This is a genomic window from Sphingomonas sanguinis (assembly GCF_019297835.1).
Classification (GTDB): domain Bacteria; phylum Pseudomonadota; class Alphaproteobacteria; order Sphingomonadales; family Sphingomonadaceae; genus Sphingomonas; species Sphingomonas sanguinis_D.
In genome coordinates this window covers 1537308-1552491 of the sequence record NZ_CP079203.1, presented here as the reverse complement: position 1 = coordinate 1552491, position 15184 = coordinate 1537308, and the positions used below count along the sequence as shown (strand labels likewise).

14 protein-coding genes and 1 riboswitch are annotated in these 15184 nt (G+C 70.2%); of the genes, 13 read left to right on the top strand and 1 reads right to left on the bottom strand.

The features are described 5' to 3' along the window. Positions 1–133 precede the first annotated feature (133 nt). The 7 genes from KV697_RS07115 (at position 134) to cobJ (ending at position 9188) form a co-directional block, all read left to right on the top strand. Positions 134–1204, top strand: a complete 1071-nt coding sequence (locus KV697_RS07115) for a HoxN/HupN/NixA family nickel/cobalt transporter (protein ID WP_219020702.1) — start codon at positions 134–136, stop codon at positions 1202–1204. Between the two features lie 25 nt (positions 1205–1229). After that, a riboswitch (cobalamin riboswitch) is annotated at positions 1230–1429 on the top strand. Positions 1430–1610: 181 nt separating this feature from the next. Next, positions 1611–2648, top strand: coding sequence for a cobalamin biosynthesis protein CobW (gene cobW, locus KV697_RS07110; protein WP_219020701.1), 1038 nt, complete (start codon positions 1611–1613; stop codon positions 2646–2648). 4 nt (positions 2649–2652) lie between these two features. After that, positions 2653–5973 carry a cobaltochelatase subunit CobN gene (gene cobN / locus KV697_RS07105; RefSeq protein WP_219020700.1) on the top strand — a complete coding sequence of 1107 codons (3321 nt, stop codon included), beginning with the start codon at positions 2653–2655 and terminating at the stop codon, positions 5971–5973. Next, positions 5970–7091: a cobalamin biosynthesis protein CobG gene (locus KV697_RS07100; protein WP_219020699.1), complete on the top strand. Its 1122-nt coding sequence runs from the start codon at positions 5970–5972 to the stop codon at positions 7089–7091. The genes cobN and KV697_RS07100 overlap by 4 nt, the downstream gene beginning before the upstream one ends. Then, positions 7091–7720 (top strand): precorrin-8X methylmutase, encoded by a 630-nt coding sequence (locus tag KV697_RS07095; RefSeq protein WP_219020698.1) that lies wholly within the window; start codon positions 7091–7093, stop codon positions 7718–7720. Before KV697_RS07100 ends, KV697_RS07095 begins: the two co-directional genes overlap by 1 nt. Continuing rightward, a complete protein-coding gene (locus KV697_RS07090) occupies positions 7717–8442 on the top strand; it encodes a precorrin-2 C(20)-methyltransferase (protein ID WP_219020697.1) in 726 nt (241 codons plus the stop codon). Before KV697_RS07095 ends, KV697_RS07090 begins: the two co-directional genes overlap by 4 nt. Beyond that, a complete protein-coding gene (cobJ, locus tag KV697_RS07085; protein WP_219020696.1) occupies positions 8439–9188 on the top strand; it encodes a precorrin-3B C(17)-methyltransferase in 750 nt (249 codons plus the stop codon). The genes KV697_RS07090 and cobJ overlap by 4 nt, the downstream gene beginning before the upstream one ends. Here cobJ and KV697_RS07080 read toward each other — a convergent pair. Next, positions 9164–9910, bottom strand: coding sequence for a cobalt-precorrin-6A reductase (locus KV697_RS07080; protein WP_219020695.1), 747 nt, complete (start codon positions 9908–9910; stop codon positions 9164–9166). The two genes, cobJ and KV697_RS07080, sit on opposite strands and share 25 nt — an antisense overlap. Between KV697_RS07080 and cbiE the strand changes: the two genes are divergently transcribed. From cbiE to cobF, 6 genes are read left to right on the top strand one after another with little or no spacing between them, the layout of a single operon-like run. Continuing rightward, positions 9909–11108, top strand: coding sequence for a precorrin-6y C5,15-methyltransferase (decarboxylating) subunit CbiE (gene cbiE, locus KV697_RS07075; protein ID WP_219020694.1), 1200 nt, complete (start codon positions 9909–9911; stop codon positions 11106–11108). The genes KV697_RS07080 and cbiE overlap by 2 nt on opposite strands. Then, complete coding sequence (locus KV697_RS07070; protein ID WP_219020693.1) at positions 11102–11452, top strand: cobalamin biosynthesis protein; 351 nt, start codon at positions 11102–11104, stop codon at positions 11450–11452. The genes cbiE and KV697_RS07070 overlap by 7 nt, the downstream gene beginning before the upstream one ends. 1 nt (position 11453) lies before the next feature. After that, on the top strand, positions 11454–12218 hold the full coding sequence (cobM, locus tag KV697_RS07065) for a precorrin-4 C(11)-methyltransferase (protein WP_219020692.1): 765 nt from the start codon (positions 11454–11456) through the stop codon (positions 12216–12218). Continuing rightward, positions 12215–13522: a cobyrinate a,c-diamide synthase gene (locus KV697_RS07060; RefSeq protein ID WP_219020691.1), complete on the top strand. Its 1308-nt coding sequence runs from the start codon at positions 12215–12217 to the stop codon at positions 13520–13522. Before cobM ends, KV697_RS07060 begins: the two co-directional genes overlap by 4 nt. After that, positions 13519–14241 (top strand): uroporphyrinogen-III C-methyltransferase, encoded by a 723-nt coding sequence (cobA, locus tag KV697_RS07055; protein WP_219020690.1) that lies wholly within the window; start codon positions 13519–13521, stop codon positions 14239–14241. Before KV697_RS07060 ends, cobA begins: the two co-directional genes overlap by 4 nt. Next, the gene (cobF, locus tag KV697_RS07050; RefSeq protein WP_219020689.1) at positions 14238–15002 is read left to right on the top strand and encodes a precorrin-6A synthase (deacetylating); all 765 of its coding nucleotides are present in this window, start codon (positions 14238–14240) and stop codon (positions 15000–15002) included. The genes cobA and cobF overlap by 4 nt, the downstream gene beginning before the upstream one ends. Positions 15003–15184 lie beyond the last annotated feature (182 nt).

Here is a 15184-nt window from a genome sequence, read left to right as displayed (position 1 = left end):
CATGCGAGCGACGCCATCCGGCCGACCCGAATCGGAATCCTGCCCGGCGTGCGCCCGCTCGGGCCTGGGGACCGCCGCGAAAGCGGAGGGGCGGCCTTAGTCGCAACGGCGCTGTGCAAGGCGTGATCCGCCCATGTCCGAAGTTTCCGCCCATCCCCCGCTGACACGCCCTTCGCTCAAGCGTCGCGTCACGCTGCTGATGGGGGCATTGGTCATCGTCAATATCGCCGTCTGGGGCTGGGCGTTCAGCGTCTTTGCGGGCAACAGCCTGATGCTCGGTACGGCTTTGCTCGCCTACAGCCTGGGCCTGCGCCACGCGGTCGATGCCGATCACATCGCCGCCATCGACAATGTCACGCGCAAGCTGATGCAGGACGGCCAGAGGCCTATCGCGGTCGGCCTGTGGTTCGCGCTCGGCCATTCCGCCATCGTCCTGATCGCCGCGACCACCGTGGCGCTGGCGGCGAGCACTCTGTCCGACTTCGAGGCGTTCGGGCAGAGCGGCGGGACCATTGCCACCATCGTCTCGGCCAGCTTCCTTTTCGCCATCGCAATCATGAACCTGATCATCCTGCGCGATGTCTGGACCCGCTTCCGCCGGGTGGCGCGGGGCGAGCCGATGGCGGAGGCCGATGCCGACATGATGTTTTCGGGGCAGGGGCCTTTGTCGCGTCTGTTCCGGCCGCTCTTCCGGCTGATCCGGCGCAGCTGGCACATGGCGCCGCTGGGGTTCCTGTTCGGGCTGGGCTTCGACACCGCGACCGAGGTGGCGATCCTGGGCCTGTCGGGTTCGCACGCGGCGGACGGGGTGTCGCTGGCGACGATCCTGGTATTCCCGGTGCTGTTCGCGGTCGGCATGGCGTTGATCGACACGGCGGATGGGCTGGTGATGCTGGGCGCCTATGAGTGGGCGTTCGTCCATCCGCTTCGCAAGCTCTACTACAACATGACGATCACTTTGGTCTCGGCGCTGGTTGCGCTGGTGATCGGCGGCATCCAGGCGACCGCGCTGCTCGCCGAGCGGTTCGGCTGGACGGCGGGGCCGTTCCGCTATGCGGGCGCGCTGGCCGAGCATTTCAACGTGCTGGGCTTCGCGATCGTCGGGCTGTTCGTGGTCTGCTGGGGCGCGAGCTTCCTCCTCTATCGCTGGCGCGGGTTCGCGGCGATGGAGGCGCGAATTGCCAAGCCCGGCGCGGCGGGATAAATGCCGCTGATCGGAGGGTGATAAGCCGTCCGAAGATCGCGCCGGTGCCCGCAAGGGCTTTAAACGGGAATGGGGTGCAAATCCCCGGCTGTCCCTGCAACTGTAAGCGGTGAGCGAGCGATGCTGGTGCTCTTATGAGGGCACGGCCACTGGAGTGATCCGGGAAGGCGCATCCCTTCGCTTTGACCCGCAAGCCAGGAGACCTGCCGGCGTCATGGTCGCTCTTGCCTGGACCCAGGGGGTGGTCGGGGCACGGTTCTCCGTCGGGGAGCGACGAAGCCATGCGGCCGGGGCCGCATCGGTCGCCGGTTCAGCGGGGTGGACGCATGTCGCGCGCCCGTCCGTCACCGCTCTGGCGATCGGCCCCGCGTCCGCGCTCGCTCGTCCGGCGCGTCGGAGAATTACCATGCGTGACCTTTCCAAGGTCCCCGTCACCATCGTCACCGGCTTTCTGGGCGCAGGGAAAACCACGCTTATCAGCCATCTGATTCGCAACGCGGGCGGCCGTCGCCTGGCGGTGGTGGTCAACGAATTCGGCACTTTGGGCGTCGACGGCGACATCCTGCAATCCTGCGCCATCCCCGATTGCCCGGCGGAGAATATCGTCGAGCTGGCCAATGGCTGTATCTGCTGCACGGTCGCCGACGACTTCATCCCGACGGTCGAGAAGCTGCTGGCCATGGAGCCGCGCCCCGATCACATCCTGATCGAGACCTCGGGTCTGGCGCTGCCCAAGCCGCTGTTGAAGGCCTTCGACTGGCCCGCCATTCGCTCGCGCATCACCGTTGACGGCGTGGTGGCGCTAGCCGATGCCGAGGCCGTCGCGGCGGGCCGCTTCGCCCCCGATCTCGACGCGGTGGAGGCGCAGCGGGCCGCCGACCCCAGCCTCGACCATGAAACGCCACTGTCGGAGGTGTTCGAGGACCAACTGGCTTGTGCCGACATCGTCCTGCTGACCAAGGCGGACCTCGCCGGGCCGGAGGGCGTCGCCAAGGCCCGCGCGATCATCGCCGCCGAAGCCCCGCGCCCGCTGCCGATGGTCGAGGCGGTCGACGGCATCGTCTCTGCCGAGATCGTGCTGGGCCTAGAGGCGGCCGCCGAGGACGACATCGCCGCACGCCCCTCGCATCATGACGGCGCGGACGATCACGAGCATGACGATTTCGACAGCATCTCGGTGATTCTGGGCGAGGTGGACAGCCCCGAGGCGATCGCCACGCGCATCGTGACGCTGGCCGAACAGCAGGATATCCTGCGGGTGAAGGGCTATGCCGCCGTTACGGGCAAGCCAATGCGGCTGCTGGTCCAGGCGGTCGGCCGCCGGGTGCGCACCAGCTACGACCGCCCCTGGGGCGCGGGCGAGCCGCGCGGCACGCAACTGGTCGTCATCGCCGAGCATGACCGCATCGACCGGCCTTCGATCGAGGCCGTGCTGAAGGGCTGAACACGTGCATCTCGTCTTTCGCGAGAGCCATGGGCTGGAGGAACAAGCCGTTCCACAGGATCTGGGGCAGCGCCCCGGTGACGTGGTCGTGCTGTCCTTCTCCGACAGCGACCTCAGTGCCTTTGCGGCGGGCTGGCGGGCGGGGGGATTTTCCTGGTCGCTGCGGCTCGCCAATCTGGCGGCCTTGATCCACCCGCTGTCGGTCGACACCTATGTCGAGCAGACCTTGGTGCATGCGAAGGCGATCCTGATCCGGCTGATCGGCGGCGCGGCCTATTGGGATTACGGCCTGCGTGAGGTCGAACGGCTGGCGCGGGAGCGGGGGATCGCGCTGGCGGTGCTGGCGGCGGACGGGCGCGAGGACCGGCGGTTGGTGGCGGCGTCGACCGTGGATGCCGGGTTGGTTCGGCGGTTGACGGCGTTGTGTGATGCGGGCGGGGCAGATGCGGCGGCTTTGGCTTTGCGTGAAATCGCGGCGTTGTCGCCTGTGGCTCTTGCCCCTCCCCAACCCCTCCCCCTGCCGGGAGAGGGGCTTTTGCGCGAAACAGTCGCCCCGAGCATGCCCCTCCCGCAGGCGGGAGGGGATGGGGGAGGGCCCTCTCCACAAATCGCTCCCGTTGGCAGCTGGTCCCTCGAGGGCGTCGCTTGCCCCGCCGCGACCCTGCTTACGACGACCCGCCCCCGCGTCCTGATCACCTTCTACCGCGCCTATCTCGCCGCCGCCGACATCGAACCCATCGTCGCCCTCCACACCGCGCTGTCCGAACGCGGCTTCGACCCCATCGCCCTGTTCGTCCCCTCGCTGAAAGCCGAGGGCGCAGGCCCCTGGGTCGCGCGCTGGGTCGAAGCCCTCACCCCCGCCGCGATCATCAACGCCACCGCTTTTTCTGCACGCGGCGAGGACGACACCACCTCGCTCGACGGCGCAGGTGTGCCGGTCTTTCAGGTGGCACTCGCCACCAGCGACCGGGCGGGCTGGGAGGGCGCCGCGCGCGGCCTGTCGCCCGCCGACCTCGCCATGCACGTCGTCCTGCCCGAGATCGACGGACGCCTGTTCGCGGGCGTGGTCAGCTTCAAGCAGCCGGGAGAGCGCGACCCCGACTTCGATATCGCCCTGCGCCTCCATCGCGCCGAGCCCGGGCGGATCGCCGCCGTAGCGGACAAGGTGGCGGGCTGGGCGAGGCTGGCGGCGACTCCGGCGGCGGAGCGGCGCCTCGCGATCCTGCTGTCGACCTATCCGGGCAAGGACTGGCAGGCGGCGCATGCGGTCGGGCTGGACGGCTTTGCCTCGACTGCGGCGATCCTCGCCGATCTGGGTGAGGCGGGTTATGATGTGAAACCGCAGCCCGATCTGCCCGCCGCGCTGCTCGGCAACCGGATCGCCTGGCCCGTCGCCGCCTATCGCGAGGCCCTGGCCGCTCTTCCCGAAAGTCTGCGCGTCGACCTTACCGAAAGCTGGGGCGCGGTCGAGGACGACCCGCTGGTCGAGGGCGACTCCTTCCATTTTCCGGCCCTGACGCTCGGCAAGGCCATCGTCGCGCTCCAGCCCGAGCGCGGGCGGCGGGGGGCGCGGGCCGACGATTATCACGACCTCTCGCGCTGCCCGCGCCACGGTTACGTCGCTTTTTATCTTTGGCTCCGCGCGCAACGGATCGACGCGCTGGTCCATGTCGGCGCGCACGGGACGCTGGAGTGGCTGCCGGGCAAGGCGGTCGCGCTGTCCGATGGCTGCTGGCCGGAAGCGCTGACCAAAGACTGGCCGGTCCTTTATCCCTTCATCGTCAACGATCCGGGCGAGGCGGCGCAGGCCAAAAGGCGGCTGGGCGCGGTGACGATCGGGCATGTTCCCCCGGCGCTGGTGCAGGCGGAGACAGGTGCGGGGCTGGGGCGGCTGGAGGCGCTGCTCGACGAATATGCCAATGCCGACGGCCTCGACCCCGCCCGCCGCGACCGGCTGCGCGCCAGCATCGCCGAGGAGGCAGACAGCGTCGGACTGGGCGAGACGCTGGGGCTGGCGGGGGCGGAGGATCCGCTGGCGCGGATCGACGCATTCGTCTGCGACGTGAAGGACAGCCAGTTCGGCGAGGGGCTTCACGTCTTCGGGCGCGGTGAACAGGGCGTGGCGGAGCGGGCGGGGTTGCTCGCCGGGCTGGATGGAAAGCGCGTTCCGGCGGGGCCTTCGGGTTCGCCCTATCGTGGGCGCGCCGATGTGCTGCCCACGGGGCGCAACCTTTACGCCATCGATCCGCGCGCGTTGCCGAGCCGGGCCGCACATCTCCAGGGCGTGAAGCTCGCCGAGGAACTGATCCGCCGCCATATGCAGGAGGAGGGCGATCACCTTCGCACCCTGATCGTCGATCTCTGGGGCTCGGCGACGATGCGCACGGCGGGCGAGGAATTCGCCATGGCGCTGCACCTGATCGGGGTCGAGCCGGTCTGGGACCATCGTTCCGAGCGGGTGACGGGGTTCGAGGTGATGCCGCTGATGCGCTTCGACCGGCCGCGTGTCGATGTGACGCTGCGCGTGTCGGGGCTGTTCCGCGACGCCTTCCCGCATCTGGTCGCGCTGTTCGGGCAGGCGGTGCGCGCGCTCGGCCAGCGGGACGAAACGGCCGAATGGAATCCGTTCGTCGGACAGGCGAGCCCGCGCGTCTATGGCCCCGCGCCGGGACGCTATGGCATCGGGCTGGACCCAAATGCGGGCTATGACGAGGCGGCACGGATCGAGGCGGGGCAGAGCTGGCTCGCGGCTTCGGCGACCGCGCTCGACGATGGCGACCGGCGCGATGTGGCAGGGATCGCCGCGCGGGTGGCGGGGGCGCAGGCGTTCGTCCACCTTCACGACCTGCCCGAAAGCGACCTGCTGCTCGCCGCCGACTATGCCGCGCATCAGGCGGGGTTCGCGGCGGCACGAGCGGCTTTGGGGGAGGGCGGGGCGGCGCTCTATCATCTCGACACGCGCGATCCCGCCAACCCCAAGGCGCGGACGCTCGCCGAGGAGATCGCGCGCACCGTCCATGCCCGCGCCGCCAATCCGCGCTGGGTGGCGGGGATGATGGCGCATGGTTTCCGGGGCGCGGCGGAGATTGCCGCGACGCTCGACCATCTGGGCAGCTTCGCGCATCTGGCGGAGGCGGTGCCCGCCGCGCTGATCGACCTGTATTGGGATGCGACCTTGGCGCAGGATGCCGTGCGCGACTTCATGGCGCAGGCGAACCCGGCGGCGTTGAAGGCGATGGAGGCGCGGTTCGCGGCGCTTCACAAGGCGGGGCTGTGGCGGACGCGGCGCAATTCGGTGCTCGCCATGCTGGACGGCGCGGCATGAGCGGCTTCGTGGTCAAGGGCTGGTGCCCCGATGCGTTCCGGCCGATGATGGCGGGCGACGGGCTGCTGGTCCGCGTTCGGCCGCCGCTGGGACGGTTGACGGCGGAACAGGCCGAAGGGCTGTGCGCGGGCGCGATCCGCCACGGCAATGGCCAGATCGACCTGACGGTGCGTGCGAACCTGCAAATCCGGGGTGTGGCCGAGGCGAACTGGTCCACGCTGCTGGCGGAGTTGCAGGCGTTGGGGCTGGTTGATCCCAATCCGGTGTCGGAGGGGCGGGGGGCGATCCTTATCAACCCGGATTGGCGTGAGGGCGACGATAGTCATGCCATCGCGAGCGAATTGCGGGCGCGCCTGGCCGAACTGCCCGAACTGCCGGGCAAGGTGGGCTTTATCATCGATGCGGGGCCGTCGCCGATAGTCATGGATGCGCCCGGGGATTTCCGTATCGAGAGGACCGCCACTGGCACCCTGGCGCTGCGTGGGGATAGGCGGTCGAGCGGTGTCGCCGTGACGCGGTCCAACGCGGTCGACGCCCTGATTCGGCTGGCGCACTGGTTCAGCGAAAGCGGCGGACACGCGGCCGGGCGAATGGCGCGCCACAAGGTGGCCCTGCCCGACTGGGCCCAAGGCGACGCCGTACCCGCATCCGGCAAACCGATGCAGCCGGGCGCGCATCCGATCGGGGCGGTTTATGGACTGCCCTTCGGCCGGATCGACGCCGCCTCGCTGGCGGCGTTCGTTCGTTCGCATGGTTGCGCCGTTCGCCTCACCCCGTGGCGGTTGCTGATCGCGGAGGGCGTCGCAACCGTGCCCGTCGCCGGAATGCTTCTCGCCGACAGCCCGATCCTGCACGTCGATGCCTGTGTCGGCGCGCCTGCCTGTCCGCAGGCGAGTGTCGAAACCCGTGGGTTGGCCACCCGGCTCGCACCGCTGATCGACGGCCGCCTGCACGTCTCGGGTTGCGCGAAGGGCTGCGCACGGGCACGGGCAGCGGACTGGGTGCTGACCGGGCGGGAGGGGGCTTTCGATCTGGCCAGACACGCCCGCGCCGGGGCCGCGCCCCTTCACACCGGATTGACGCCCGAGCGGGCGGTCGCGCTTCTCGGAGCCTGTTGATGCCGTACACTTACGAAACCGATGGCGCGGCGATCTATCGCCAGTCCTTCGCCATCATTCGCGCCGAGGCGGAGCTGGCGCGCTTCGATGCGGAGGAAGAGCCGGTCGCGGTGCGCATGATTCATGCCGCCGGGCTGGTCGAGCTGGCGCCGTCGATCCATTTCTCCGCCGGTTTCGCGGTGGCGGGGCGGCAGGCGCTGGCGAACGGCGCGGCGATCCTGTGCGACGCGCATATGGTCAGCGAGGGGGTTACGCGCGCGCGGCTGCCCGCCGACAATCCGGTGATCTGTACGCTGCGCGATCCCGCTGTGCCCGCGCTGGCCGAGGAAATGGGCACGACCCGTTCCGCCGCCGCGCTGGAGCTGTGGCGGCCGCATCTGGCAGGCGCGCTGGTGGCGATCGGCAATGCGCCGACCGCGCTCTTCCATCTGCTGACCATGCTCGAAGACCCCCACTGCCCACGCCCGGCGGCGATCATCGGCTGTCCGGTCGGTTTCGTCGGCGCGATGGAGTCGAAGGACGCGCTCTGGGAAGCACAGCCGGTCCCGTGCGCTATCGTGAAGGGCCGCCCCGGCGGCAGCGCGATCACGGTGGCGGCGATCAACGCGCTGGCGAGCCGCGCCGAATGACGGGGACCGTTCACGGCGTGGGCCTGGGGCCGGGCGCGGCGGACCTGATGAGCGTCCGCGCCGACCGGCTGGTACGCGGTGCCAAGCACGTTGCCTATTTCCGCAAGGCCGGACGACGTGGCCATGCGCGCACCATCGTAGAGGGTATGCTCCGCGACGATGTGGTCGAGTATCCGATGGACTATCCGGTCACAACCGAGATCCTGTTCACCGACCCGCGCTACAATGAGTGCCTGTCGGCCTTCTATGCGGCATGCACTGCGCATATCCTCTCGCTGGTGCAGGGCGGCGAGGATGTGGTGGTCCTATGTGAGGGCGACCCATTCTTCTACGGCTCGTTCATGCACCTGCACAGCCGGTTGAAGGATCATGTGCCCGTCGCAGTGGTGCCCGGCATCACCGGCATGTCGGGCGCCTGGACCGCCAGCGGCGCGCCGATCACCTGGGGCGACGATGTGCTGACCGTCGCGATGGCGACCCTGCCCGAGCCGGAACTGACCCGCCGCATCGCCGAGACCGACGCGCTGGTCGTGATGAAGATCGGCCGCCATCTGCCCAAGCTGCGCCGCGCGATCGCGGCGGCGGGACGGACGGAGCAGGCCTGGCTGGTCGAACACGCCGCCCAGGCCGGGGAGCGCGTCCGCCGACTGGCAGAGGTGGAAGATGCTCCCGCCCCCTATTTCTCCATTGCGCTGATCCACGGCCAGGGGCGGCGGCCATGAGCGGCTGGCTGATCGTCGTCGGGCTCGGGCCGGGCGCGGAGGCGATGGTCACGCCCGAGGTGTCGGCGGCGCTCGCCGAGGCGACCGATGTCGTCGGCTATATCCCTTACGTCGCGCGCGTCCCCGAGCGGCCCGGCCTGACCCGCCACGCCAGCGACAACCGGGTCGAGCGCGACCGGGCGCTCCATGCGCTGGAGATGGCGGAGGCGGGGGGGCGCGTGGTCGTCGTGTCTTCGGGCGATCCGGGGGTGTTCGCGATGGCAGCGGCGATCTTCGAGCGGGTCGAGGAAGATCCCGCCCGCTGGCATGACCTCGACATCCGTGTCCTGCCCGGCATCACCGCAATGCTGGCGGCGAGCGCGCGGGCGGGCGCGCCGCTGGGCCATGATTTCTGTGCGATCAACCTGTCGGATAACCTCAAGCCCCAAGCGCTGATCGAGCGGCGGCTGGCGCTGGCGGCAGAGGCGGATTTCGCCATCGCGCTTTATAATCCCCGGTCCAAGGCGCGGCCCGATGCGCTGGACGCGGCCTTTGCGCTGCTGCGCGAGACATGCGGGGATGACCGCCCGGTGCTGTTCGCCCGCGCCGTTTCCACACCCGAGGAGCATTTGCGCATCGTGCCCCTGCCGGAAGCGCGCGGCGAGATGGCCGATATGCGCACCGTCGTCATCATCGGCTCCAGCCGCACGCGGATGATCCCGCACGCCGGACGGCCGATCCTCTACACTCCCCGGACGACGCCGTGATCCAGCCAATCCAGCACGGCGGCGACGCTGCTCACCTGACGGCGGGGCGGGATGAAGGGCCGGTCGATCATCACGACCGGCAGCCCGAGTTCGCGCGCCGCATCCAGCTTCGCCCTAGCGCCGGAGCCCCCCGCGTTCTTAGCGACGACTATCTGGATTCGATGTTCACGCAGCAGCGCCAGTTCGCCAGTCAGCGTAAAGGGACCTCGGTCCACGACCAGATGGTGGCGGGGCAGCGCGGGCGGCGCGGCGGCATCGACGAAGCGCAGCAGGTAGAAATGCTGCGGCGCGCTGGCGAAGTTGTCGATGGTCTGACGCCCGAGCGCCAGGAAGACGCGCGCCGGATCGGAGCCGAGTGCGGCCACCGCCTGTTCGGTATCCGCCACGCGGGTCCAGCGGTCGCCGGGCGTCTCCACCCATTCGGGTCGGGTCAGCGCGAGAAGGGGGACGCCCGCCAACTCCGCCGCCGCAATCGCATTGGCACTGATCCGCGCGGCAAAGGGATGGGTGGCGTCGACCAGATGGGTCACGCCTTCGCGGCGCAGATACTCGGCCAGCCCCTCGATACCGCCGAAACCGCCGACCCGCGTCGGGATCGCCTGCGCGCGCGGGGCTTCGGTACGGCCCGCATAGCTCAACACCGCCCGCTCGCCCCGCGCGGCCAGCGCGGTGGCCAGGGCGCTCGCTTCGGTCGTGCCGCCGAGCAGAAGGATATGGCGCATGGCTGACTCCCAGGCGTGGCTGACGATCGTCGGGATCGGCGAGGATGGCTGGGACGGACTGACCGCCCCCGCGCGCGCCGCGATCCTGGCGGCCGATAGCGTGATGGGCGCGCCGCGTCACCTGTCGCTGCTGGCCGAGCAGGGCCGGGCCGAGCGGATCGTCTGGCCCGTCCCCTTTGCCGATGGCGTTCCCATGCTGCTCGAACGGAAGGCTGAGCGGGTGGTGATGCTCGCCTCGGGCGATCCCTTCTGGTTCGGGGCGGGGTCGGTGGTGACACGGGCGATGGAGCCGGGCGAGTGGATCGCCTATCCGGCCCCGTCCACTTTGTCGCTGGCGGCGGCGCGGCTGGGCTGGCCGGTCGAGACGATCCACAGCGTCGGACTGCATGCGCGTCCCGTCGAGACGCTGCGACCGCTTCTGGCACCGGGGCAGCGGATCCTGGCGCTGATGCGCGATGGCGCTTCGGTGACGGGCTTGGCCGCATGGCTGGCGGAACAGGGCTTCGGCGACAGCGCGCTGACCGTGCTGGAGGCGCTGGGCGGTCCGCGCGAGCGGGTGCGGGCCTGCACGGCGGACGCGCTCGACTGGACCGATATCGCCCACCCGGTCGCGGTCGCGATCGAGCCTGCCGGGTCGGGCCGTATCCTGCCGCGTGCGAGTGGCCTGGACGATGACTGGTTCGCGCATGACGGACAGATCACCAAGCGCCCCGTCCGCGCGCTGGCACTGTCGGCGCTCGCGCCGCGACCGGGCGAGTTGCTGTGGGACATCGGCACCGGATCGGGATCGGTCGCGATCGAATGGCTGCTGAGCGACCCGACCACCCGCGCCATCGGTTTCGAGCGCGATCCCGCACGCCTCGCGCGCGCCGCCGACAATGCCGCACGGCTGGGCCTGACCCGGCTGGACCTGATCGAGGGTGATGCGGTTTCGGAGCTGGCCGAGCGTCCGCACCCCGATGCGGTGTTCGTCGGCGGCGGCTTGTCGCGGCCACTGGTCGAGGCGCTGCGGACTCTGCCGCGCTGTCGCCTGGTCGCGCACGCCGTCACGTTGGAGACCGAGGCGCTGCTGGTCGAATGCCATGCCCGTTATGGCGGGGAGCTGCTGCGCATCGAATTGGCGCGTGCGCGACCGCTCGGCACCAAGCGGGGGTGGAAGGCGAGCTATCCCATAGTGCAGTGGCGGGTCGCATGGTGATCGCCGGGTTCGGATGCCGGGCGGAGGCGACCTCCGAGTCCTTCCGCAGCGCGCTGGCCGCCACCGGCATGCGCCCCGATGCGCTGGCCGTGCCCGCTGACCGGGCCGGGGTGATCGCGCCATTTGCCGAGGCCGAGGGGCTGGTCGTCCACCGCGTCGCCGCCGATCTGCTGTCAGGCATCGACACCCCGACCCGCTCGACCGTCAGTTTGGCCGCACGCGGGGTCGGCAGCGTCGCCGAAGCCGTCGCGCTGGCCGCCGCCGGGCCGGGCGCGCGGATCGTCGGCCTGCGTGTGATTTCCTCCGACCGCATGGCGACCTGCGCCATTGCCCAGGGACATTGAGATGACCGTTCACTTCATCGGCGCCGGACCCGGTGCCCCCGACCTGCTGACCCTGCGCGGCCGCGATCTGATCGCCGCCTGCCCGGTTTGCCTCTATGCCGGATCGCTGGTGCCTGAGGCGGTGCTGGCGCATTGCCCGCCGGATGCGAAAATCGTGAACACCGCGCCGATGACGCTCGATGAGATCATGGCCGAGATTGCGGAAGCCCACGCCAAAGGCCAGGACGTGGCCCGGCTCCATTCCGGCGACCTGTCGGTCTGGTCGGCGATGGGCGAGCAGGTGCGGCGTTTGCGCGAACTGGGCATCCCCGTCTCGGTGACGCCGGGTGTGCCGTCCTTCGCAGCCGCCGCGGCGGTGCTGGAAAGCGAGCTGACCCTGCCCGGCATCGCGCAATCGGTGATCCTGACCCGCACCCCCGGCCGCGCCAGCGCCATGCCGGAGGGTGAGTCGCTGACCGCCTTCGCCGCGACCGGCGCGACGCTGGCCATCCATCTGTCGATCCACAATCTGGACAAGGTCGTCGCCGACCTGACCCCGCATTATGGCGCCGACTGCCCGGTCGCGATCGTCTGGCGCGCCAGCTGGCCCGAGCAGCGTATCGTCCGCGCGACGCTGTCCACCATCGAGGAGGCTGCGGCCGATGGGCCGGAGCGGACCGCGCTGATCCTGGTCGGCCGCGTGCTTGACCAGAGCGATTTCGCCGAAAGCCGCCTGTACGCGGAGGGCTATGACCGGCGCTATCGCCCGGGAAACATCCTCGCATGACGCCGGGATTGATGATCGCCGCGCCCGCCTCGGGCACCGGCAAGACGACGGTGATGCTGGGCCTGCTCCGCGCGTTTCGCGACGCGGGGCTTAGCGTTCAGCCGTTCAAGAGCGGCCCCGATTATATCGACCCCGCCTTCCACCGTGCGGCATGCGGGCGGGCGTCGTTCAACCTCGACGGCTGGGCGATGCCCGCCGCTCTGCTCGATACGCTGGGGCAGCGCGGGGCGGATGCCGAGTTGGTGCTGGCGGAAGGTTCGATGGGCCTGTTCGACGGCGTCGCCAGGCCGGGCGCAACCGGCATGGGCAGCAGCGCGGAGACCGCGAAGCGCATGGGCTGGCCGGTGATCCTGGTCATCGACGTGTCGGGACAGGCGCAGTCGGCGGCGGCGACCGCGCTGGGCTTTGCGCGCTACGACCCCGATTTGCGGGTGGCGGGCGTCATCCTCAACCGGGTGGCGAGCCCGCGTCACGAGCGGCTGGCGAAGCTGGGGTTCGAGGAGATCGGCCTGCCGGTCTTCGGCGCGCTGCCCCGGCGCGGCGACCTGGTCCTGCCCGAGCGGCATCTGGGGCTGGTGCAAGCGGTCGAGCATCCCGAACTCGACCGGCTGATCGGCGACTATGCGGCGTTTCTGGCGGCGCATGTCGATCTGGAGGCGGTCCGCGCGGCGGCCTATGCCAAGCCCGTCACGCCCGTGTCCGGTACGCTCCCCCCGCCGCCCGCGCAGCGGATCGCGCTGGCGCAGGATGCGGCCTTTTCCTTTGTCTATCCGCATATGCTGGAGGGCTGGCGCGCGGGCGGGGCGGAGATATTGCCCTTCTCGCCGCTCGCCGACCAAGCCCCCGATGTATCGGCCGATCTGGTTTGGCTCCCCGGCGGCTATCCCGAACTCCATACCGGACGGCTGGCGGCAGCGGAGACGTTCCGCGCCGGTCTCGCCGCCCATGCCGCGACCAAGCCGATCCATGGCGAGTGCGGTGGCTATATGGCGCTGGGCGAGGCGCTGATCGATGCGGCGGGCGTCAGTCACCGCATGGCGGGGTTGCTCGGCCTTGTCACCAGCTATGCCAAGCGCAAGATGCATCTCGGCTATCGCCGCGCGACCCTGCTCGGCGAGGTCGCGGGGATGCCCGAGGGCGCGGTGCTGGGCGGGCATGAGTTTCACTACTCGACCGTGCTCGAACAGCCCGATGCGCCGCTCGCCCATGTCGTCGATGCGCAAGGCGAGGCGGTGCCCGAAACCGGATCGCGGCGTGGCGGCGTGACCGGCACCTTCTTCCATCTGGTGGCGCGCTGGTGGTGAGCGGATTCGTATCCCTCGTTGGCGCAGGGCCGGGCGACCCCGAGCTGCTGACGCTGAAGGCGGTGCGCTGTCTGGGCGCGGCCGATGTCGTGCTGTTCGACGATCTCGCCGCCGGGCCGATGCTGGCCCATTGCCGCGCCGACGCCGAACTGATCGCGGTCGGCAAGCGTGCGGGCCGTGCCTCGCCCAAACAGGGTGAGATCGACCGGCTGCTGGTTGACCATGCGCTGAGCGGCAAGCGCGTCGTCCGGCTGAAGTCCGGCGATCCGGGTATCTTTGGGCGGCTGGAGGAAGAGATCATCGCCCTGAAGGCTGCCGCCATCCCTTTCGAGATCGTCCCCGGTATCAGCACGGCGAGCGCGGCGGCGGCGGCGGCGGGCCTGCCGCTGACCCGGCGGTCCGAGGCGCGGCGGGTGCAGTTCGTGACCGGCCATGACGTCACCGGCGCGCTGCCCGCCGACCGCAACATGGCGGCGCTGGCGGATGCGGGCGCGACGACCGTGGTGTTCATGCCCAAGCGGACCTTCCCGGCGCTGGTCGAGGCGCTGGTCGCGCATGGCCTGTCGCCGGAAACCCCCGCGCTGATGGCGGAGCATGTCGGCTGTCCCGACCAGCGGCTGACCCGCGCGACGATCGGTGCGCTGGCCGCGCAGCTGGCGGAAGCCGTGTCGGACAAGGCCGCGCTGATCCTCTACGGCCCGCTGATGGAGGATCTGTGATCCATCTCGACCTGATCGGCATCGGCACGGGCAATCCCGATCACCTGACCCGCGCGGCGGAGACGGCGATGCGGAGCGCCGACCTGATCCTGCTGCCGCGCAAGGAAGACAAGGCCGAGCTGATCGACCTGCGCCGCGACATCTGTGCGCAGGTGCTGGCGGGCACAAGCGTGCGGGTGGTCGAGTTCGACCTGCCGGTCCGCGCCGCCGAGGGGGCCTATCTCGATACGGTCGAGCATTGGCACGATGCAATTGCCGAACGCTGGGCGGCGGAGATCGCAGCGCATCTGCCGGGCGGCGGGCGCGTGGCGCTGCTCGTCTGGGGTGATCCCTCGCTGTACGATAGCACGATTCGTATCGCCCGGCGGCTGGCATCGGTCGAGCGGGTGAGCGTGGTGCCGGGGATCACCAGCCTCCAGGCGCTGTGTGCGGCGCATGCGATTCCGTTCAACGCGGTCGGGGCGCCGGTCTTGGTCACGACCGGGCGGCGGTTGCGCAAGGGCGGCTGGCCTGAGGGGGCGGACAGCGTGGCGGTAATGCTCGACGGCGGCTGCGCCTTCACGACGCTGGACCAGCCGGATGCGGCCATCTGGTGGGGGGCGTATCTGGGCATGGGCCAACAGGCGATCGAGGCCGGGCGGCTGGCGGATGTGGCGGATCGGATCGTCGCGCGCCGGGCCGAGCTGCGGCGGGTCCATGGGTGGATCATGGATGTGTATCTGCTGCGGCGGGGTGGGGATTTGGTGGGGGAGGAGGCGTGATAGAGCCCGTCGTTCTGCCACGCACGGCTCCCCTCCCGCAGGCGAGTTGCGGGTCGGCCATGCCCCCGGCATGGCCTGAACGATGCGGGGCATCGTTCACCCGCAACTGGGCTGGGGGAGGGCCTCGCCCCAAGCCGTGTCGCCCGTGGCTTAGCCCCCACCCCAAACCCCTCCCCCCTGCC

What these genes read in the sequence shown, in the direction of transcription:
- KV697_RS07115 (WP_219020702.1), top strand. Translation starts at nt 134, where the DNA reads ATGTCCGAAGTTTCCGCCCATCCCCCGCTGACACGCCCTTCGCTCAAG.
- cobJ (WP_219020696.1), top strand. Translation starts at nt 8,439, where the DNA reads ATGAGCGGCTGGCTGATCGTCGTCGGGCTCGGGCCGGGCGCGGAGGCG.
- cobM (WP_219020692.1), top strand. Translation starts at nt 11,454, where the DNA reads ATGACCGTTCACTTCATCGGCGCCGGACCCGGTGCCCCCGACCTGCTG.
- KV697_RS07070 (WP_219020693.1), top strand. Translation starts at nt 11,102, where the DNA reads ATGGTGATCGCCGGGTTCGGATGCCGGGCGGAGGCGACCTCCGAGTCC.
- cbiE (WP_219020694.1), top strand. Translation starts at nt 9,909, where the DNA reads ATGGCTGACTCCCAGGCGTGGCTGACGATCGTCGGGATCGGCGAGGAT.
- KV697_RS07060 (WP_219020691.1), top strand. Translation starts at nt 12,215, where the DNA reads ATGACGCCGGGATTGATGATCGCCGCGCCCGCCTCGGGCACCGGCAAG.
- KV697_RS07090 (WP_219020697.1), top strand. Translation starts at nt 7,717, where the DNA reads ATGACGGGGACCGTTCACGGCGTGGGCCTGGGGCCGGGCGCGGCGGAC.
- KV697_RS07095 (WP_219020698.1), top strand. Translation starts at nt 7,091, where the DNA reads ATGCCGTACACTTACGAAACCGATGGCGCGGCGATCTATCGCCAGTCC.
- KV697_RS07080 (WP_219020695.1), bottom strand. Translation starts at nt 9,910, where the DNA reads ATGCGCCATATCCTTCTGCTCGGCGGCACGACCGAAGCGAGCGCCCTG.
- cobW (WP_219020701.1), top strand. Translation starts at nt 1,611, where the DNA reads ATGCGTGACCTTTCCAAGGTCCCCGTCACCATCGTCACCGGCTTTCTG.
- KV697_RS07100 (WP_219020699.1), top strand. Translation starts at nt 5,970, where the DNA reads ATGAGCGGCTTCGTGGTCAAGGGCTGGTGCCCCGATGCGTTCCGGCCG.